Source organism: Saccharopolyspora elongata (genome assembly GCF_004348985.1).
In the GTDB taxonomy this organism is placed as follows: Bacteria; Actinomycetota; Actinomycetes; order Mycobacteriales; family Pseudonocardiaceae; genus Saccharopolyspora; species Saccharopolyspora elongata.
In genome coordinates, this window is sequence record NZ_SMKW01000017.1 from 45,561 (window position 1) to 64,254 (window position 18,694).

Genomic DNA, 18,694 nt, shown 5'->3' on the forward strand with positions numbered 1-18,694 from the left:
TTGATGGCACAGTCGAGGTCGTTCGATGGGTCGGATGCACCGACGCCGCCCAGCGGCATGCCGGTGTTCGACGCCGGAGCCGACGCGGACACGCCGCCGGCCGGTTTCACCAGCCTCGGCGACGTGATCAGCGCGGAGGACGTGGGGAAGGCGGCGCCGTCGGTGCTCGGTGCGCCGGAACCGAACCAGGCGGGGGGCGAAGCGGGGGACTGGCCGACGCTGGAGTACCGCAGCCGCAACAAGCCGGAGCGCCCCAAGCGCAACAACCCGCTGAACGTCTTCCGCCGAGGCAAGGAGTCGTGAGAAAAGCCGTGCGTACTTCGTGCTGCTGTAGCGACACAAAGTACGCACGGCCTCACAGCGCCTTGAGCTCTTCGATCACTTCTCGCACCGAGGCCTTGGCGTCGCCGAAGAGCATCGTCGTCTTCGGGTCGGTGTAGAGCGGGTTGTCCACGCCCGCGAAGCCCGCCCGCATCGAGCGCTTCAGGACGACGGTCGCCTTCGCCTGGTCGACGTTGAGGATCGGCATGCCGTAGATCGGCGAGTTCGGGTCGGTGCGGGCCGCCGGGTTGGTGACGTCGTTGGCGCCGATCACCAGCGCGACGTCGGCGCGGGCGAACTCGTCGTTGATCTCGTCCATCTCCTTGAGCTGCTCGTAGGGTACGTCGGCCTCGGCGAGCAGCACGTTCATGTGGCCGGGCATCCGGCCCGCCACCGGGTGGATCGCGTAGTCGACGGCAACTCCCTTTTCCGCCAACAACTTCGCCATGTCCTGCACCGCGTGCTGGGCCTGCGCGACCGCCATGCCGTAACCGGGCACGACTATCACCTGCCCGGCGTAGGCCAGCTGGATCGCCACGTCGGCCGCGCTGACGGAGCGCACCGTGGCGTCGGTGGTCGCCAGGGCCGCGGCCGCGCCGCCGCCGAAACCGCCGGCCACGATGGACGGGATCGACCGGTTCATCGCCTTGGCCATCTGGTCGGTGAGGATCGAGCCGGACGCGCCGACCAGCATGCCCGCCACGATCATCGCGGTGTTGCCCAGCGCCAGCCCGGCCGCGGCCGCCGACAGCCCGGTGAACGCGTTGAGCAGCGACACCACCACCGGCATGTCTGCCCCGCCGATCGGTAGCACCACCGCGATCCCGGCCAGCCCGGCCAGCACCAGCACGGCCACGATCAGCAGTTCGGCGGTGCCGCCGAGGCCGATCGCCACGGCGCAGCCGACCGCCCCGGCCAGCAGCAGCACGTTCAGCGGCATCTGCAGCCGGCCGACGGTGATCGGGCGGCCCGGCACGATCTCCTGCAGCTTGCCGAAGGCGACAAGCGAGCCCCAGAACGAGATCGAGCCGACGATCGCCGCGAACAGCGTCGCGATCGCCACGTTCGCCGGCTCGCCCTGGAACCCGGTGGTCTCCCGGAACTCCACCCACGCGGTGAGCGCCACCGCGCCGCCGCCGACGCCGTTGAACAGCGCGACCATCTGCGGCATCGCGGTCATCTTCACCAGCCGCGCGGCGGGCACGCCGATGACCGTGCCGAGCACCAGTCCCAGCACGATCAGCCACCAGTTGCCCAGGCCCGGGGTGAGCAGCGTGGCGACGACGGCGACCGCCATGCCCGCCGCCGCGATCGCGTTGCCGCGGACCGCGGTGCGCGGGCCGGTCAGCCCCATCAGGCCGTAGATGAACAGCGCGAACGCCAGGATGTAGAGCACCGAGCGCAGGGTGATCACTTGTCGGCACCCTTCCGCGTCGCCTCCGGCTTCCGCTTGAACATGCCCAGCATCCGGTCGGTGACCAGGAATCCGCCGACGACGTTGATGGTGCCGAACACGATGGCCACCAGCGCCAGCAGCTGCGAACCGAGGTCCTCCACCCCGGACCCCAGCACGAGCACGCCGCCGAGCAGCACGATGCCGTGGATGGCGTTGGTGCCGGACATCAGCGGGGTGTGCAGCGTGTTCGGCACCTTCGAGATCACCGCGAAGCCGACGAACCCCGCCAGTACCAGGACCGCGAGATCGGCCAGGAACATCGCCCCTCCTCCCGTTCGCCTAAGGAAGCTCGTTGACGCTCATGCCGGGTCCGGACAGGTGATGCAGGCGGCGGCGAGGACCTCGTCGGTGAGGTCGGGCGCGAGGCGGCCGTCGACGAGCATCAGCTCCAGGAGCGCCTGGACGTTGCGGGCGTAGAGCTCGCTGGCGTGCTCCGGCATGGTCGCCGGGAGGTTCAGCGGCGCCGCGATGGTGATCTCGTGGCCGACCACGGTTCGCCCCGGCTCGCTGAGCTCGCAGTTGCCGCCCGTCGCGCCCGCCAGGTCGACGATCACGCTGCCCGGCCGCATCCGGCGCACCGCCTCCGCCGGGACCAGCTTCGGGGCCGGCCGGCCCGGCACCAGGGCGGTGGTGATCACCGCGTCGAAACCGGCGATGGCCGAGTTGAGCCGGTGGGTCTGCTCGGCGCGCTCGTCGTCGGTCAGCTCCCGGGCGTAGCCGCCCTCGCCGACCGCCGAAACACCCAGGTCCAGCCACTTGGCGCCCACCGAGCGCACCTGGTCGGCGACCTCCGGTCGCACGTCGTAGCCGGTGGTGCGGGCGCCGAGCCGCTTCGCGGTCGCCAGCGCCTGCAGACCGGCCACCCCGACGCCGAGCACCAGCACCGACGCGGGCTTCACGGTGCCCGCCGCGGTGGTCAGCATCGGGAAGAACCGGGTGCATTCGCTCGCCGCCAGCAGCACCGCCCGGTAGCCCGCGACGTTGGCCTGCGAGGACAGCGCGTCCATCGACTGGGCCCGGGAGATGCGCGGCACCGACTCCAGCGCGAAGCCCCGCACCCCGGCGGCCCGCAGCCGGTCGGCGATGCCCGGATCGGCCAGCGGCGCCAGGAACCCGACCAGCGCCGACCCGGGCGACAGCCGGGCGATCTCCGCCTCGGTCGGTGCGTTGACCTTGACCACGACGTCGGCGGACCACGGATCGCCGATGCTCGCGCCTGCCTTGGCGAACGCCTCGTCCGGGATCAGCGCGGCCTGCCCGGCACCGGCCTCGACCACGACGGCGAGGCCCTGCGCGCACAACCGCTCCACCACGCCCGGGACGAGCGCGACCCGGCGTTCACCGGTCACCGTCTCGCGCGGCACACCGACGCTGGTGCGACCGCTCTCCGGAGAGGTCATGACTCCAGCTCTCCACACCGCGGCGCAAACCGCAAGACCACCCGCCCGTTCGGCCCCGGGAGATCACCAGGACAGACGTACTGGAAGTGGGGAGTTCTGGCATTTCACCGGAGTTGCGGCCCCGCCGACCGGGAATGCGGCAAGGCGCTCAGAGGTCGGTGATGTCCCACAGGAGGGTGCGCTGTTCGTCGCCGGGGCGGGGCGTCCAGCGGACCTTGGTGAGCTCCGTGTTCTCCGGCAGCACGTACACCGTGTGGCCGCCCGCGGTTTCGCCCGGCTGCACGCCGATGCGGTGCGGTGGGCGGGAGGACAGCGACACCGGCGCCTTCGGCACCGCCCCGCCGTCCTCGGTGATCAGCTCCAGGTACAGGTCGGGCAGCGAGGCGAACGGCGTCGCCCCGCGGTTGGTCAGCTCGGTGTGCACGACGACCGCGCGCTCGCCGTCCTGCAGCTCGTAGCCCGCCGCGGTGAACAGGAAGTCGGCCGGGTCGACGACCTCCACGAGCAGGATCGTGATCCGCTCGCCCTCCAGGCCCTCGACGTCGAGCTTGCTGCCGACCTTGCCGGTGCGCACCGGCTGCTGCGGCGCGGGCTGGGCGCTCGGCCACTGCTGGTCGCCGCGGGCCCAGGCGGCCGATCCCGGCGGCCCCCACACGTTCATCGGGTTCGGCGGCGCGGGCTGCTGCTGGAAGGACGTCGCCGGCGGGCCGGCCGGGACGAACGGCTGCGGTCCGCTCGGGCCGCCGTACGGCGCCGGGTAGCCGCCGGTGGGCATCGGGTAGCCGCCGGTGGGCTGCGGGTAGGAGCCGGACGGCTGCACCTGGTGGCCGCCGCTGGCCTGCCCCTGCACCTGGTACGGCCCGCTGGCCATGTTCTGCTGCGCGGCCCAGTGCTGGGCGGCCGCGACCGCGTTGCGGATGGCCTGGGGGTCGCACTCGACGCCGACGATCAGCGGCAGGCCGGTCGTGGAGAGGGCAGCAAGGCGTGCGGCGACGTCGCGCACGTCCATGCCGAGCCGACCGGCGATCTCGGGAACCGCCGCACGGCCCATCTCGGCGACGACGCTCAGCAGACGCACGTCCACGGGATCAGGGCCAGCCACGTCGTGCCACGCTACCCGCTCGCCCCGACCCAAGCGTAAACGGCATGTGCTTTTGATCCGGACTTCGCGACCGGGCGGCCGGGCAGCGGGGCGGCTCACACCCCGCCCGCGTGGAAACACCGCGCAACGCCGGGGGAATCTCCGGCCGAGTCGGGGCCGGGAGTTAGGCTGACACCTCTCCCCGAAGCCCGCCGAAGGAGGACTTTCCCGTGCCTGTCGACCCCTTCGTTCACCTCCATGTGCACACCGAGTACTCGATGCTCGACGGTGCGGCGAAGGTGGGGGCGTTGTTCGCCGAAGCCGAACGGTTGGGCATGCCTGCGGTGGGGATGACCGACCACGGCAACATGTTCGGCGCGGACGAGTTCTACCAGCAGGCGCGCAAGACCGGCATCAAGCCGATCATCGGGATCGAGGCGTACCTCGCGCCCGGCAGCCGGTTCCACAAGAAGCCGGTGTTCTGGGGCGAGGCCAAGCAGCGCGGCACCGACGAGTTCGGTGAGGGCGGTGACGTCTCGGGTGCGGGTGCCTACACGCACATGACGATGGTGGCGCGCAACGCGACCGGCTTGCGCAACCTGTTCACGCTGTCCAGCCGCGCGAGCTTCGAGGGCATGTACCGCAAGCCGCGGATGGACAAGGAGCTGATCTCGGAGTTCTCCGAGGGCATCATCGCCACGACGGGTTGCCCGTCCGGCGAGGTGCAGACCCGGCTGCGGCTGCGGCAGTTCGACGAGGCGCTGCGGGCGGCGGCGGAGTACCAGGAGATCTTCGGCAAGGACTACTTCTTCCTGGAGCTGATGGACCACGGGCTGCCGATCGAGCGGTCGGTGCGCCAGGGTCTGCTGGAGATCTCCAAGAAGCTGGGCATCCCGCCGCTGGCGACCAACGACAGCCACTACGTCACGGTCGACCAGGCCGAGTCGCACGGCGCGTTGCTGTGCGTGCAGTCGGGCAAGACGCTCAGTGATGAGTCGCGGTTCAAGTTCGACGGCGACGGCTACTACCTGAAGTCCGCGGCCGAGATGCGGGAGTACTGGGACAAGGAGGTCCCGGGCGCGGCGGACAGCACGCTGCTGATCGCGGAGATGGTCGAGTCCTACGAGGACGTCTGGTCCTTCCAGGACCGGATGCCGCGCGTCACCGACGGCACCGGCCGGAGCGAGCGCGAGCTGCTGGAGGCCGAGGTCGAGCAGTACCTGCCGACGCGTTACCCGGACGGGCCGACGCAGGAGTGCCTGGACCGGATCAAGGTCGAGCTGGACGTGCTCGACACCAAGGGCTACTGCGCATACTTCCTGGTCGTGGGCGACCTCACGCGGTGGGCCAAGTCGCAGGGCATCCACGTCGGGCCGGGCCGTGGCTCGGCGGCCGGTTCGCTGCTGGCCTACATCCTGCACATCACGAACCTGGACCCGCTGGAGCACGGGCTGATCTTCGAGCGGTTCCTGAACCCGGAGCGCGACTCCCCGCCGGACATCGACCTCGACTTCGACGACCGCCGTCGCGACGAGGTGCTGCAGTACGCGATCAACAAGTACGGCCGCGACAAGGTGGCGCAGGTCATCACCTTCGGCAAGATCAAGACGAAGGCGGCGATCAAGGACTCCGCGCGGGTGCACCACGGCCAGCCCGGGTTCGCCATCGCGGACAAGATCTCCAAGGCGCTGCCGCCGCCGATCGCGGCCAAGGACATCCCGCTGTCGGGCATCGTCGACCCGCAGCACGAGCGCTACGCCGAGGCCGCCGAGGTCCGCAGCCTGATCGAGACCGATCCGGCGGTGTCGCAGATCTTCGACACCGCGCGCGGCCTGGAGGGCCTGATCCGCAACGCCGGCGTGCACGCCTGCGCGGTGATCCTCTCCTCGCAGCCGCTGCTGGGCACGGTGCCGCTGTGGGCGCGCGACGACGGCTCGATCATCACCGGCTGGGACTACCCGTCGTGCGAGGCCATCGGCCTGCTGAAGATGGACTTCCTGGGCCTGTCGAACCTCACGATCCTCGGTGACTCGCTGCGGATGGTGAAGGAGAACCACGACCGCGACATCGACCTGTCCAACCTGGGGCTGGACGACAAGACCACCTACGAGATGCTCGCCCGCGGGGAAAGCCTGGGAGTGTTCCAGTTCGAAGGTGGCGGCATGCGGGAGCTGCTCAAACGCCTGCAGCCGACCGAGTTCGGCGACCTGGTGGCGGCCAACGCGCTGTACCGGCCGGGCCCGATGGACGTCAACGCGCACCTCGACTACGCGGACCGCAAGAACGGCCGCAAGGAGATCGAGCCGATCCACCCCGATCTCGAAGAGGACCTGCGCGACATCCTCGACGAGACCTACGGCCTGATCGTCTACCAAGAGCAGATCATGGCGATCGCGCAGAAGGTGGCGGGCTACAGCCTCGGCCGAGCGGACATCCTGCGCCGCGCGATGGGCAAGAAGAAGAAGTCGGTCCTGGACCAGGAATTCGAGGGTTTCCAGGCCGGCATGCAGGCGAACGGCTACCGCGACGAGGCCATCACCAAGCTCTGGGAGACGGTGCTGCCCTTCGCCGGCTACGCGTTCAACAAGTCGCACGCGGCCGGTTACGCCCTGGTGGCGTACTGGACGGCGTACCTGAAGGCCAACTACCCGGCCGAGTACATGGCCGGGCTGCTGACCTCCAACGGCGACAACAAGGACAAGATGGCGATCTACCTCGCCGAATGCCGCCGGATGGGCGTCAAGGTCCTGTCGCCGGACGTCAACGACTCGAAGGACACCTTTGCCGCGGTCGGCTCCGACATCCGCTTCGGGATGAGCGCGATCCGCAACGTCGGGTCCAACGTGGTGGCGTCGATCGTCAAGTCCCGCGAGGAGAAGGGCCGCTACACGTCGTTCACCGACTTCCTGGACAAGTCGGAGATCCTGGCCTGCAACAAGCGGGTCATCGAGTCGCTGATCAAGGCGGGCGCGTTCGACTCGCTGGGGCACAGCCGGATGTCGTTGGTGCAGCACCACGAGGCCGCGGTGGACGCGGTGATCGGGCTGAAGCGGCAGCAGGCGATGGGCCAGTTCGACCTGTTCGGCGCGGACTCCTCGGAGGACAGCGCGGACGCCTCGCCGCTGGCGCACCTGGTGTTCACCCCGGAGGAGTGGCCGCGCAAGCAGCTGCTGTCCTACGAGCGGGAGATGCTGGGCCTGTACGTCTCGGCGCACCCGCTGGACGGGGCGGAGCGGCTGCTCGCGCCCTACCAGGACACCGGGATCGCCGACCTGGTCGGCGGCGAGCGGGAGTTCGGCGGCGGCAAGGAGCAGCTCAAGATCGCCGGCATGATCTCGGGCATCCAACGCCGCATCAACAAGAACGGGCACCCGTGGGCGATCGTCACGCTGGAGGACCTGGACGCCAGCGTGGAGGTGCTGTTCTTCCCGAAGTCCTACGAGATGTTCTCCGACTGCCTGGTGGAGGACACCGCGCTGGCGGTCAAGGGCCGCATCAACGAGCGGGAGGGCACGATCAGCGTGTTCGCCTCGGATGCGGTGCCGGTGGACATCTCGGCGGCGGAGACCGACCCGGGCACCGACCCGGCGTTCGTGATCAAGGTGCCGGTGGGGCGGGTCGACCAGTCGCTGGTGGCGGAGCTGAAGCGGACGCTGCAGGCGCACTCGGGCACCACGCCGGTGCAGCTGAAGCTGCAGAGCCCGCGCGGCACGACCCGCCTGGCGTTGTCCAGCGACTACTTCGTGTCCACCGAGAACGGTCTGCAGGGCGAGCTGAAGGGCCTGCTCGGCGCGGGCTGCTTCGAGGCGTACTGATGCGTAGAACCTGATTCCAGGCTCGTTTTGCGTGGCGGTGCGGGTGGCGGCCCCCCTGCGGGAATTACGGTCGTCTTCTCGTTGTGGGATCCCCGACATCATGAATGCCAATTCACCACGTCGGGGACTGGCCTCGCCGAGAGCCCCTTCGGGCGGGCACAGTCTGAGAACCCGCGGCGGCGCGAGTTGCGTGGGCGGGCTAAGCGGCTGAAGACAACAACCCGCCCTACCGCACCTCACAACGCACGGGGCCGGTGCTCAGCTGTTGCGGAGGCGGCTGATCAGGCCCGCGAGCATGGCGATCTGGCCGGGCGACTCGCCCGGGAGCACGTGCTCGTCGCGGGAGTGCGGCCCGGCGCCGACCGCGCCGAGCCCGTCGAGGACCGGCTTTCCCAGCGCCGACACGAAGTTCGCGTCGCTCACCCCGCCCACTGCGGTGCCCTCCAGGTCCCGGCCGATGTCCTGCGCGGCGGCGCGGGCGGCGTCGAACAGCCGCTCCGACGGCGGGTTCGGGTTCATCGGCGGCCGGTTCCAGTCGCCGGTGATGTCGAACTTGATCCGGTCGTCGGTGACCGCCAGCGCGGCGAAACCCGCGTCGATCCGGGCCGTCTCGGCCGGGTCCTGGATGCGGATGTCGATCTCGCAGGTCGCCCGGCCGGCCACCACGTTGCGGCCGGTGCCGCCGGTGATCAGGCCGATGTTGATGGTGGTGCCGCGCTCCGGCGCCGCCAGGGCGGTGATCTGCGGGACGAGCTCGGTGATGGCGTGGATCGCGCTCGCGCCGGCCGTCGGATCGAGCCCGGCGTGCGCTTCGACGCCGGAGACCGTCAGGTCGAACATGCCCAGGCCCTTGCGGCGGACCTTGGCCATGCCCTCCCGGCTGGGCTCCAGCACCAGGGTCGCGGTGGCCTCGGCGCAGGCCCGCTCGATGTACGGGCGGGACGCGATGCTGCCGATCTCCTCGTCTCCGGTGAGCAGGAACCGCACCGCCGGGTGCGGGATCTCCAGCTCGCGCAGCAGGCGCAGCGCCCACACGCCGTGGACGATGCCGAGCTTCATGTCCAGGCAACCCGGCGCGGTGATCCGGTCGCCCTCGACGGTGAACGGCCAGTCCGCCAGGGTCCCGATCGGCCACACCGTGTCGTAGTGGCACAGCAGCAGGGCGGTTCCGGCCGCGGTGCCCGGGAAGGTGATGTCGAGGACGTCACCGCGGTCGCCGCAGTCGTGCCGGGCTCGCGCGGTCGGCTCGCCCAGCCGCTCGGCGAGCCAGTCCGCGATGTCGGCGAGCCCGGCGTCCAGCGCGGCCTTGTCGTTGCTGGGGGTCTCGTGCTCGACCAGCCGACGAAGGTCGGCGATCACCTCGGGAAGGTCGCGCTCGGCCGCACCGGTCAATGCCGTCGCACTGCTCACTCGTCGTCACCTCTCTGCTCGTGCTTGCGTGTTCATCGCACCGGGGCACCCGGGCCCAGTGGCACGCCGAGCGCCCACCACGCGATGAAGAACAGGGTCCAGCTGACCAGCACCGCGAAGGAGATCGGGATGGTCAGCGACATGAGCGTGCCGATCCCGGCCTCCTTGCGGTACCGCTGCAGGAGGCCGAGCGCCATCGCGAAGTACGGGCTCATCGGGCTGATCAGGTTCGTCGCCGAGTCCGCGATCCGGAACACCGCCTGCGTCGTCTCCGGCGACACGCTGAGCAGCATGAACATCGGCACCAGGATCGGGCCGACCAGCGCCCACTGCGCCGAGCCGCTGGTGATCACCAGGTTGATGCAGGTGACGAGCGCGATCACGCCGAGGAACAGCACGAGCGGGTGCACGTTCGCGGCCTGCAGCATCGCCGCGCCGTGGATGGCGATGATCTCGCCGATGTGCGTCCACTTGAAGTAGGCCAGGAACTGGGAGGCGGCGAAGAACAGCACCACCACGGGCGCCAGGTCGACCACGCCCTTGGCCATCGCGCCGGGGATCTCCGCGGCGCGGCCGATCGATCCGGTGCTGCGGCCGTAGACCGCGCCGGTGATCAGGAAGGCGAAGCCCAGGACGTAGGCGACGCCGGTGATGATCGGCGAGCCGAGGACGTCGCCGTCCTCGCCGCGGAACGGCGAGCCGCTGGGCACCAGCACCGCCACCAGCACGGCGACGAGGGCCAGCAGGGTCAGCCCGGCGTTGCGCAGGCCCCGGCGCTCGGCGGCGGTCAGCCGCATCTCGCCGAGCTGCTGGTCCGGGCCGCCGTCGCTGTCGGTGGCCATCCCGGCGGTGCGCTTGGTGAGCACGAGCTCGGTGATCAGGGTGATCACGAACGCGAGGAAGATCGCCGAGCCGATCGAGAAGTAGTAGTTGGCCAGCGGCGTGACAGTGTAGTTCGGGTCGATGAGGTGGGCGGCGGTGGTGGTCAGCCCGGCCAGGATCGCGTCGGTGGGGGTCAGCAGCAGCGAGGCGTTGTAGCCGGCCGAGATCGAACCGAACGCCACCACCAGGCCGAGGACCGGGCTCCGGCCGACGGCCTTGAACACCATCGCGCCCAGCGGGATCAGCACCACGTACGCGGCGTCGGAGGCCACGCTGCCGCTGATCCCGACCAGCGCCACGACGAAGGTCAGGTACTTGGCCGGGACGCGGGTGACGCTGCCGCGCAGCATCGCGCTGAGCAGGCCGCTGTGCTCGGCAACGGAAACGCCCAGCATCACCACGATGATCAGCGCCAGCGGCGGGAAGGCCGCGAAGTTGTCGACCGCGTCGCCGATGATCGCCTGCACGCCTTCGGCCGACAGCAGGCTCTTCACCTGGATCGTCTTGCCGTCCACGGGGGACACTGCGGAGACGCCGATGGCGCTGAGCACCGCGCTGAGCGCGATGACGAGGCCGGCCATCATGGTGAACAGCCAGAACGGGTGCGGCAGCTTGTTCCCCAGACGTTCGACGCCTTGCAGGAAGCGCAGCAGCAAGGACATCGAGCGCGTGCTCCGCGCGTCCCCGGTGGTGGTCACCTTGCAGCTCCTAACCCGGTGCGGTCGATCACGTCGTTGCTCCGATAGGGCGACATTCAAATCGGACATGACGTGAACTGTCAATAGCGGCGATCGGGATGGTGCATCTATTCATCCAACGGGAACATGTGGGTTTAGTATCGAAGATGTGGGCGGAGATGCCGTGCTGGACGAGCTCGATCTGAACCTGGTCGCCGCGCTGCAGGAGGCGCCGCGGGCGCCCATCAACGCGCTGGCCGAGGCGCTGGGCAGTTCCCCCAGCACCGTCGGGCGGCGGCTGCAGCGCCTGCACGGCGACCGCCTGTTGTGCGTGATCGGGCAGCTCGACTGGCGGCTGTTCTCCGACACCCATCCCCGGCACGTCTGGATCACCACCGAGGCCGGGCAGCTGCAGAACGTCGCCTACCGCGTCGCCGAACTCCCCGAAGCGCAGTACGTCGCCATGACGACCGGGCGCGCGGACGTGTACTGCACGGTCCACCCGGCGCGCCGGGACGCGGTGAAGGACCTGCTGACGCGGCGCATCCCGGGCCTGGCCGGGGTGGTCGCCACGCAGTCGGACCTGGTGCTGCGGGCCTTCGGGAGGGCCGACGCGTGGCGGGTGCGCCAGCTCGACGACGACCAGCGCGCGGTGCTCGCCCCGCACTGCATCGAGCAGCCCGAAGAGCCTGCGGCCCAAGGGTTTTCCGAGCACGAGCGCCGGGCGGCCCGGTTGCTGCACGCCGACGCGCGGCTGACGTCCAGCGAGCTGGCGCGCGACCTGGGCGTCAGCCAGTCCACCGCGCACCGGCTGATCGCCGGGTTGCTGGAGCGGCAGGTCGTCCGGCCGCGCGTCGAGGTGGAGCCCGCCCTGCTGGGCTTCCACCTGGAGGTCGTGCTCTCGCTGACCACCGAACCGGGCTCCACCGACGAGGTCGGGCGGGCCTTGGGGAGCCATCCCTCCGCCCGCTACGTGTCGATGGTCGCGGGCAACGCGACGGTGATCCACCAGGGCGTCTTCCGGGACGAGGAGCACCTGGCGGACTTCCTCTCCGGCGACCTGGCGCAACTGCGGGGCATCCGGTCCGTCGAGGTCTCGGTCGTCCTGGACGTCCTGCGCCGCTACTGGATCGGCCGGGACCGCAACCGCCTCGGCGAGGCCCGCCTGCCCACCGACGGCTGACCTCCCGGGCGGCGCGGGCCGCCGATCGGGGGTGCCGTCGCGTCTAGGCCCGTGTGCACTTTGTGCCGCTATGGCAGCACAAAGTGCGCACGGGGTCATTCGGTCACACGGTTTCGAAGGTCGCCATCATGCCCATGTCCTCGTGCTCCGCGTTGTGGCAGTGGAAGACGTAGCGGCCCCGGTAGCCGTCGAAGCGGGCGATGACTTCCACCGCCTCGCCCGGGCCCAGGTCGACGGTGTCCTTCCAGCCGCCGTCCAGCGGGCCGGGCGCGCGGCCGCCGCGGGAGAGGACCTGGAAGTTCACCAGGTGCAGGTGGATCGGGTGGTGCAGGTCGGTGACGAAGCGCCAGATCTCCACGTCGCCGAGCCGCGGCCGGGCCGCCACGTAGCCCGTGTCGAACGGGCGGCCGCCGATCAGCCAGCCGTGCCGGTCGCCGTGCCGCCCGCTGCGGAAGGAGAAATCCCTCGTCACCACGGCCTGTTCGCGGCGCAGCGGCTCTACTTCGGACAGTCTCGCCGGGATGGCGGTGTCGTCGTGTTCCCGCCGCGCCACGCGGAACCGCATCACCTGCGCCGTCGAGCCGGCGCCCAGCCGGTTGACGAGGGTGACCTCGGTGCCGACCGGGTAGCGCCCGAAGTCGACGATCGCGTCGACGCGTTCGGCGGACGCGAGCGTGATGCTGCCGTGCTCGCGCGGGGATTCGAGCAGGCCGCCGTCGGATCCGATCTGCACGAACGCCGGGCCGTCCGGGGGCGGCGGGTCCAGCGCGAGCTCGTAGCGGCGGGCGTTGGAAGCGTTGAGCAGGCGCAGCCGGTGTCGCGTCGCCGATACCTCGTGGACCGGCCACGGCACGCCGTTGACCAGGATGACGTCGCCGAGCACGCCGGCCAGGTAGGGGTCGGTCACGCCGGGCACCCGGGTCAGCGACGGGTCGAGCGACGGGTAGTCGAAGGAGCCGTCCGCGGCGAACGCGCGGTCAGTGATCAGCAGCGGGATCTCGCGCTCGCCGCGCGGCAGCGGGAGGGTGTCCTCCTCGTCGTCGCGCACGATGTGCAACCCGGCCAGCCCGCGGTACACCGCCGGGCCGGTGAAGTCCATCCGGTGGTCGTGGTACCAGAGCAGCGCCGCGCGCTGGTCGAGCGGGAACGTGTAGTCGCGTGTGCCTTCGGTGATCACGGCCGCCGGGTCGTGCATCGAGTGGTGGCCTCCGGACCAGCCCCGGGCGGGCAGGACCAGGTCGGTGGGGTAGCCGTCGGACTCCGGCGGGGTGTGCCCGCCGTGCAGGTGCACGACGGTCGGCACCGGAAGGTCGTTGCGGTGCCGGACGATCGCGGGGCGGCCGCGCCGCGATTCGATGGTCGGGCCGGGGAAAATGCCTTCGTAGCCCCAGATCGGCGTGCGCACGCCGGGCAGGATCTCCGCCGCCGCCTCCCGGGCGGTGATCTCGTAGTGATCGGCTTTCCCGTCCCGCGCAACGGGTTCGAGCACCGGCGGCAGGCGCAGCGGCAGCTGGAACGGGGCGGGCGGCCGGATGGCGCTGCGCAGGATCGCGCCGGTCGAGGTGCGCTGCGCCAGCAGCTGGGGGCCGCCCAGCCCGGCGGCCAGCACCAGCCCGGCGCCGCCGGTGAGGCCGAGGAACCGGCGGCGTCCCAGCCGGCCGCTCATCGGGTCACCTCCGGGAGGCCCAGGGTGCTCGGCCGCAGGAGCGCGATCAGCGAGGTGACGGTCAGGACGATCAGCGCGACGCCCAGCGGGAAGTGCAGGTCGAGCGCGCCGTTCAGGCCGGCGAAGTACTGGACCGTTTCGCCGAGGACGATCAGCAGGGCCACCGCGCTCGGCCAGCGGGCGCCGCGCAGCGCCCACAGCACGATCGCGGCGACGAGCTGCACCAGGGCGAGGTAGAAGACGACGTCGGCGCCGACGGCGTGGTTGTGCAGCATTTCGTAGTCGCCGCTGAGGAAAACGCCCGCGAACACCGGTTGCCCGAAGATGGCGACCGCGTGGGCCGCCGCGACGAGGCGGAGCGCGAACAACGCCGGACGGGTCCGGGCTCGGGCAGGTGCGGCCGGTTCGGCCGAAGTGGACGGTCCCATCGCGGTTCTTCCTGAATGGTCGGGATTCTCGGATCGATTGCGACGTTAATGGCGTTCTTCGATGCCTTCCAAGGCCAATTTCGCTATGTACTCATGCCTTGTGAGGCATGATGGTCTGATGGACCTGCTGCCGCTGCGCTACTTCCAGGCCGTCGCGCGCCACGAGCACATCAGCCGGGCCGCGGCGGATCTGCGGGTCTCCCAGCCGTCACTGAGCCGCACCATCGCGCGGCTGGAGACCGAGCTCGGCGTCCCGCTGTTCGACCGGCAGGGGCGCAACATCCGGCTGAACCGCTTCGGCGCGGCGTTCCTGCGGAGGGTCGACCGGGTGCTGGGGGAGCTCGACGACGGCCGGCAGGAGCTCGCCGACGCGGCCGGGCTGGCGCACGGCAGCATCGTGGTCGCCTCCGAAACGATGTACACGGTCGTCTCCGCGATGGTCGGCTTCCGCGCCGAGCACCCGGGCGTCGACGTGCGGCTCTACCAGGCGCCTGCGGAGGTGATGCTGCAACGGCTGCGCCACGGCGAGGTGGACCTCTGCCTGTCGTCGCAGCCGGTGGACGACCCGGCGCTGGAGGTGACCGAGGTGCTGCGCGAAGAGGTGCTGCTCGCGGTCCCGGCCGGACACCGCTTGGGGTCCCGGGAGAGCGTCGGCATCGAGGAACTCGTGGGCGAGCCGTTCATCACCACCGACCACGGCTACTGGCCGCGAGTGCTGGCGGAGCGGTTGTTCGCCGCTGCGGGGCAGCAGCTGTCGATCGCCTGCGAGGGCAACGAGCCGGGGGCGACGGCGTTCCTGATCAGCATGGGGCTCGGTGTCGGCTTCGTCCCGCAGATGGCCGGCCACCACGACGTGGCTCCGCTGGCGCTGCTGCGCGTCGATTCGCCCGATTGCCACCGCACCCTGTCGTTCGCGTGGCGCCGGGACGCCTACCTCTCCGCGGCCGCGCGGCGGTTCCGGGAGCACGTCACCGACGCAATCCGCAGCGAAGCGGCGAGGTGACGAATCGGCCGAAAAACGCTTTCCGTCACGCGTGTTGCGCCGTTCGGCGGCGGCGCGCGCGGCCGAACGCGCATAGCTGAGCGGGCTCTCAGATCGGTGTGACAGCCGGACGTGAAAGGAGTTCACTGGATTCAGGGTCAACGCTGCCTAGCGCGAAGGAATCCGATGTCCACCACCGAGGCGCACACCGATCTTCCCGTCTTCGACCACGAGTTCGTGCAGAACCTGCACGCCCGGTACGACAAGCTGCGGGCCACCACCCCGGTGCAGCGGATGGTCACCAGGGACGGCTTGGAGGTCTGGGTGATCACCCGCTACGACGACGCGCGCGCCGCGTTGGCGGACCCCCGGCTCAGCAAGGACGTCACCCGGCTCAAGCTGGTGATCAACGAGAAGCTGCCGCCGGAGGCAGCCCGCCGGGAGTTCGCCAGCGAAATGGCCGAGCACATGCTCAACATGGACCCGCCGGACCACACCCGGCTGCGCAAGCTGGTGGTCAAGGCGTTCACCGCGCGCCGGGTGGAGGCCATGCGCCCGCGCGTCGAGGAGATCAGCGCGGGACTGCTGGACGCGATGGCCGATGAGTCCGAAGTGGACCTGCTGGACGCGTTCGCGTTCCCGCTGCCGATGCAGGTGATCTCCGAGCTGCTCGGAGTGGATGAGACCCGCCGGGACGACTTCCGGGCCTGGACCAACACCCTGGTGGACGCCTCGGACCACGCGTCGGCCAAGCAGGCCGCCGAGGCGATGGCCAAGTACCTGATCGAGCTCATCGAGATCAAGCGCCGCGAACCGGCCGACGACCTGCTCACCGGGCTCATCGAGGCCACCGAGGACGAGGACCGGCTCAGCAAGCATGAACTGATCTCGATGGTGTTCCTGCTGCTGCTCGCCGGGCACGAGACGACGGTGAACCTGATCGGCAACGGCGTGCTGGCGCTGCTGCGCAACCCCGATCAGTGGGCGGCGCTGGTGGCGGATCCGGGGCTGGTGCCCGCCGCCGTCGAGGAGATGCTGCGCTTCGACGGCCCGGTGATCCACGGGACGTTCCGGCACACCGCCGAGGCGGTCGAGGTCGGCGGCGTGGAGATCCCGGCGGGCGAGATCGTCTGGGTGGGGCTGGCCTCGGCGAACAACGACCCGGAGCGCTTCGCCGAGCCGGAGCGCTTCGACATCGAGCGCGACGCGCACGGCCACCTGGCCTTCGGCCACGGCATCCACTTCTGCCTCGGCGCGCAGCTGGCCCGCCTGGAGGCGCAGATCGCGATCCGGCACCTCGTCGAGCGCTTCCCGAACCTCCGGCCGGTCGGCTCGGTGGAGGACGCCCAGTGGCGCTTCAGCAGCCTGATCCACGGCCTCCGCAGCCTCCCGGTCCACCCCGGGACGCACTGACCCGGGGTGGGCGGTCCGCAATTTCCATTGAAATCGAACCTTCGATTTCAATGGAAATTGCGGCGGGACGATCTCCTCCTCGAGGAGGAGGTTCCGGGCCGGGTGGCGCGGCTACTTTGGTCCGATGCGGATCTCGTGGCCGGGCCGGCCGCTGGTGGCCGACGGCGTGGTGGCGGTGCTCGTCCTCGCGTTGGGCGGCGGCACGTCGCTGACCGCCGTGCGGGGCGCCGATCCGCTGCTGTGGGTGGCGCTCCTCGCGGTTTCGGTCTGGCTCTCCGCGAGCCTGGCCTTCCGCCGGGTGCGGCCGACCGGGGCGTTCGTCGCGGGCTCGATCGCGATGCTGGTGCTGGTCGCGCTGCCGGACATCCCCGGCGACGTCTCGCCGGTGCTGCTGCCGTTCTCACTGATCTACCCGGTGCTGCTGTACTCGGTCGTCGCGTACGCCGAGCGGTCCGCGCTGCCGGTGCTGTGCGGCTTGCTCGGCGCCGCGATCGTCGTGGCGCGGGTGCTTTTCGACTACCCGGAACCCGCGATCGACTGGCCCGCGGTCGTCGGCCTGGGGGCCGGGGCGGTCGGCTCGGTGCTCGCGGCCTGGGCGCTCGGCCGGTACCGGCGGATCAGGGTCGCTTACGTGCGCTCGCTGGAGGAGCGCGCGGCGCAGGCGGAGCAGCTGCGCGAGCAGCAGGTGCGCGACGCCATCGCCGCCGAGCGCCGGCTGATCGCCCGGGAGATCCACGACGTGGCCGCGCATTCGCTGGCCGTCGTGCTCGCCCAGGCCGACACCGCGCGACTGGTCTTCGACCGCGATCCGGAGAAGGCGCGGGCGATGATCGGTACGGCGGTGGAGGTCGGCCGGGAGGCGATGGGGGAGATGCGCAGCATGCTCGGCGTGCTGCGCGCCGGCGACGAGAGCATCGAGACCGGCGGCGACATCGCCGAGCTGGTCGAGAAGTTCCGCGGCACGGGCGCCGACGTCGAGCTGGTCGGCACCGGCACCCCGCGCGAGATCAGCACCGCGCAGCGCCACGCCGTCTACCGGATCGTCCAGGAATCGGTCACCAACGCCCTCAAGCACGTCGGATCCGGGGTCTCCTGCCGGGTCGCCCTGGACTGGGGCGCGGACCGGCTCGTGGTGGCGGTGTCGGACGACGGGCCGGGGACCGCGGCCGATCTCACCGCGCGCGGTGGCTATGGCATCGTCGGCATGGCCGAGCGGATGCGGCAGATCGGAGGCGATTTCGTGGTGCGCAGCGAGCCCGGTGCCGGGACCGAGGTCCGGGCCGAGTTCGGGTATTCCGCGCGATGACGATCCGAGTCGTCGTCGCCGACGACCAGCAGCTCATCCGGTCCGCGCTGACCACCGTGATCGGCCTGCACGACGACCTGGAGTGCGTGGCCGAGGCGTCGACGGGCCGGGAGGCCGTCGAGGCGTGCCGGGCCCACCGGGTGGACGTGGTGCTGATGGACATCCGGATGCCCGGCCTGGACGGCATCGCCGCGACCGGGCTGATCACCGGTGGGGTGCCCGGCACCCGCGTGCTGGTCCTGACCACGTTCGACCTCGACGAGAACCTGTTCGCCGTGCTGCGGGCCGGCGCCAGCGGCTTCCTCACCAAGGACACGCCGGGCGAGGACGTCGTCGAAGCGGTCCGGACGGTCCACAAGGGACATTCGATCGTCTCGCCCCGCGCGACCGGGAGCCTGCTGGAACTCGCCCGCCGCGCGGCGCCCCGGCACCGGCCGGAGTGGGAGGCGCTGACCGGGCGGGAACGCGATGTGCTCGTCTCGCTGGCGCGCGGCTCGTCCAACGCCGAGATCGGCGCCGAGCTGCACCTGGCGGAGACGACGGTGAAGACCCACGTCGGCGCGATCCTGCGCAAGCTCGCGGTCCGCGACCGCCTGCACGCGGTGATCTGGGCCTACGAGAACGGCGTGGTGTGACCGCGCCTCCTCCTCGAGGAGGAGGAAGCGGGTCCGCCG

Annotated in this window: 15 protein-coding genes; 7 read left to right on the forward strand and 8 right to left on the reverse strand. The window is 70.7% G+C overall.

What is annotated here, in order from left to right:
• Positions 1–3: 3 nt before the first annotated feature.
• Positions 4–303, forward strand: coding sequence for a hypothetical protein (locus E1288_RS15260; RefSeq protein ID WP_132485517.1), 300 nt, complete (start codon positions 4–6; stop codon positions 301–303).
• A 52-nt stretch (positions 304–355) separates the two neighbouring features.
• Here the strand turns inward: E1288_RS15260 and E1288_RS15265 are convergent, their stop codons facing one another.
• The 4 genes from E1288_RS15265 to E1288_RS15280 all read right to left on the reverse strand — a co-directional run bounded on the left by E1288_RS15265 (position 356) and on the right by E1288_RS15280 (position 4,279).
• Entirely contained in the window at positions 356–1,735 is a 1,380-nt protein-coding gene (locus tag E1288_RS15265; RefSeq protein WP_132485518.1) for an NAD(P)(+) transhydrogenase (Re/Si-specific) subunit beta, read from the reverse strand.
• Positions 1,732–2,037, reverse strand: a complete 306-nt coding sequence (locus E1288_RS15270; protein ID WP_093261552.1) for an NAD(P) transhydrogenase subunit alpha — start codon at positions 2,035–2,037, stop codon at positions 1,732–1,734. Before E1288_RS15270 ends, E1288_RS15265 begins: the two co-directional genes overlap by 4 nt.
• A gap of 39 nt (positions 2,038–2,076) precedes the next feature.
• Positions 2,077–3,177 (reverse strand): Re/Si-specific NAD(P)(+) transhydrogenase subunit alpha, encoded by a 1,101-nt coding sequence (locus tag E1288_RS15275; RefSeq protein ID WP_132485520.1) that lies wholly within the window; start codon positions 3,175–3,177, stop codon positions 2,077–2,079.
• A gap of 148 nt (positions 3,178–3,325) precedes the next feature.
• Entirely contained in the window at positions 3,326–4,279 is a 954-nt protein-coding gene (locus E1288_RS15280; RefSeq protein WP_165968126.1) for an AsnC family protein, read from the reverse strand.
• Between the two features lie 209 nt (positions 4,280–4,488).
• Here E1288_RS15280 and dnaE point away from each other — a divergent pair, with 209 nt between their 5' ends.
• Positions 4,489–8,073: a DNA polymerase III subunit alpha gene (dnaE, locus tag E1288_RS15285; protein WP_132485522.1), complete on the forward strand. Its 3,585-nt coding sequence runs from the start codon at positions 4,489–4,491 to the stop codon at positions 8,071–8,073.
• Positions 8,074–8,331: 258 nt separating this feature from the next.
• Here the strand turns inward: dnaE and E1288_RS15290 are convergent, their stop codons facing one another.
• Both E1288_RS15290 and E1288_RS15295 read right to left on the reverse strand, forming a co-directional pair.
• Positions 8,332–9,483: a M20/M25/M40 family metallo-hydrolase gene (locus E1288_RS15290; protein WP_132485524.1), complete on the reverse strand. Its 1,152-nt coding sequence runs from the start codon at positions 9,481–9,483 to the stop codon at positions 8,332–8,334.
• A 32-nt stretch (positions 9,484–9,515) separates the two neighbouring features.
• Positions 9,516–11,027, reverse strand: a complete 1,512-nt coding sequence (locus E1288_RS15295; RefSeq protein ID WP_132485651.1) for an AbgT family transporter — start codon at positions 11,025–11,027, stop codon at positions 9,516–9,518.
• A 184-nt stretch (positions 11,028–11,211) separates the two neighbouring features.
• Between E1288_RS15295 and E1288_RS15300 the strand changes: the two genes are divergently transcribed.
• Positions 11,212–12,225: an Lrp/AsnC family transcriptional regulator gene (locus E1288_RS15300; protein ID WP_235883571.1), complete on the forward strand. Its 1,014-nt coding sequence runs from the start codon at positions 11,212–11,214 to the stop codon at positions 12,223–12,225.
• 103 nt (positions 12,226–12,328) lie between these two features.
• Here the strand turns inward: E1288_RS15300 and E1288_RS15305 are convergent, their stop codons facing one another.
• Together E1288_RS15305 and E1288_RS15310 are read right to left on the reverse strand one after the other, a co-directional pair.
• On the reverse strand, positions 12,329–13,891 hold the full coding sequence (locus tag E1288_RS15305; protein ID WP_132485526.1) for a multicopper oxidase family protein: 1,563 nt from the start codon (positions 13,889–13,891) through the stop codon (positions 12,329–12,331).
• Complete coding sequence (locus E1288_RS15310; RefSeq protein ID WP_132485528.1) at positions 13,888–14,319, reverse strand: hypothetical protein; 432 nt, start codon at positions 14,317–14,319, stop codon at positions 13,888–13,890. The genes E1288_RS15305 and E1288_RS15310 overlap by 4 nt, the downstream gene beginning before the upstream one ends.
• 118 nt (positions 14,320–14,437) lie before the next feature.
• Here E1288_RS15310 and E1288_RS15315 point away from each other — a divergent pair, with 118 nt between their 5' ends.
• The 4 genes from E1288_RS15315 to E1288_RS15330 all read left to right on the forward strand — a co-directional run bounded on the left by E1288_RS15315 (position 14,438) and on the right by E1288_RS15330 (position 18,655).
• Entirely contained in the window at positions 14,438–15,322 is an 885-nt protein-coding gene (locus tag E1288_RS15315) for a LysR family transcriptional regulator (RefSeq protein WP_165968127.1), read from the forward strand.
• Between the two features lie 165 nt (positions 15,323–15,487).
• Positions 15,488–16,714: a cytochrome P450 family protein gene (locus E1288_RS15320; RefSeq protein ID WP_132485530.1), complete on the forward strand. Its 1,227-nt coding sequence runs from the start codon at positions 15,488–15,490 to the stop codon at positions 16,712–16,714.
• 124 nt (positions 16,715–16,838) lie between these two features.
• Positions 16,839–18,020 (forward strand): sensor histidine kinase, encoded by a 1,182-nt coding sequence (locus E1288_RS15325; protein ID WP_132485532.1) that lies wholly within the window; start codon positions 16,839–16,841, stop codon positions 18,018–18,020.
• A complete protein-coding gene (locus E1288_RS15330) occupies positions 18,017–18,655 on the forward strand; it encodes a response regulator transcription factor (protein ID WP_132485534.1) in 639 nt (212 codons plus the stop codon). The genes E1288_RS15325 and E1288_RS15330 overlap by 4 nt, the downstream gene beginning before the upstream one ends.
• Positions 18,656–18,694: the final 39 nt, after the last annotated feature.

Excerpts from the sequence above, each read along its gene's own strand:
- E1288_RS15305 (WP_132485526.1), bottom strand. The coding sequence starts at position 13,891 with ATGAGCGGCCGGCTGGGACGCCGCCGGTTCCTCGGCCTCACCGGCGGC.
- E1288_RS15325 (WP_132485532.1), top strand. The coding sequence starts at position 16,839 with ATGCGGATCTCGTGGCCGGGCCGGCCGCTGGTGGCCGACGGCGTGGTG.
- E1288_RS15315 (WP_165968127.1), top strand. The coding sequence starts at position 14,438 with ATGGACCTGCTGCCGCTGCGCTACTTCCAGGCCGTCGCGCGCCACGAG.
- E1288_RS15260 (WP_132485517.1), top strand. The coding sequence starts at position 4 with ATGGCACAGTCGAGGTCGTTCGATGGGTCGGATGCACCGACGCCGCCC.
- E1288_RS15320 (WP_132485530.1), top strand. The coding sequence starts at position 15,488 with ATGTCCACCACCGAGGCGCACACCGATCTTCCCGTCTTCGACCACGAG.
- E1288_RS15330 (WP_132485534.1), top strand. The coding sequence starts at position 18,017 with ATGACGATCCGAGTCGTCGTCGCCGACGACCAGCAGCTCATCCGGTCC.
- E1288_RS15270 (WP_093261552.1), bottom strand. The coding sequence starts at position 2,037 with ATGTTCCTGGCCGATCTCGCGGTCCTGGTACTGGCGGGGTTCGTCGGC.
- E1288_RS15275 (WP_132485520.1), bottom strand. The coding sequence starts at position 3,177 with ATGACCTCTCCGGAGAGCGGTCGCACCAGCGTCGGTGTGCCGCGCGAG.
- E1288_RS15295 (WP_132485651.1), bottom strand. The coding sequence starts at position 11,027 with ATGTCCTTGCTGCTGCGCTTCCTGCAAGGCGTCGAACGTCTGGGGAAC.
- E1288_RS15310 (WP_132485528.1), bottom strand. The coding sequence starts at position 14,319 with ATGGGACCGTCCACTTCGGCCGAACCGGCCGCACCTGCCCGAGCCCGG.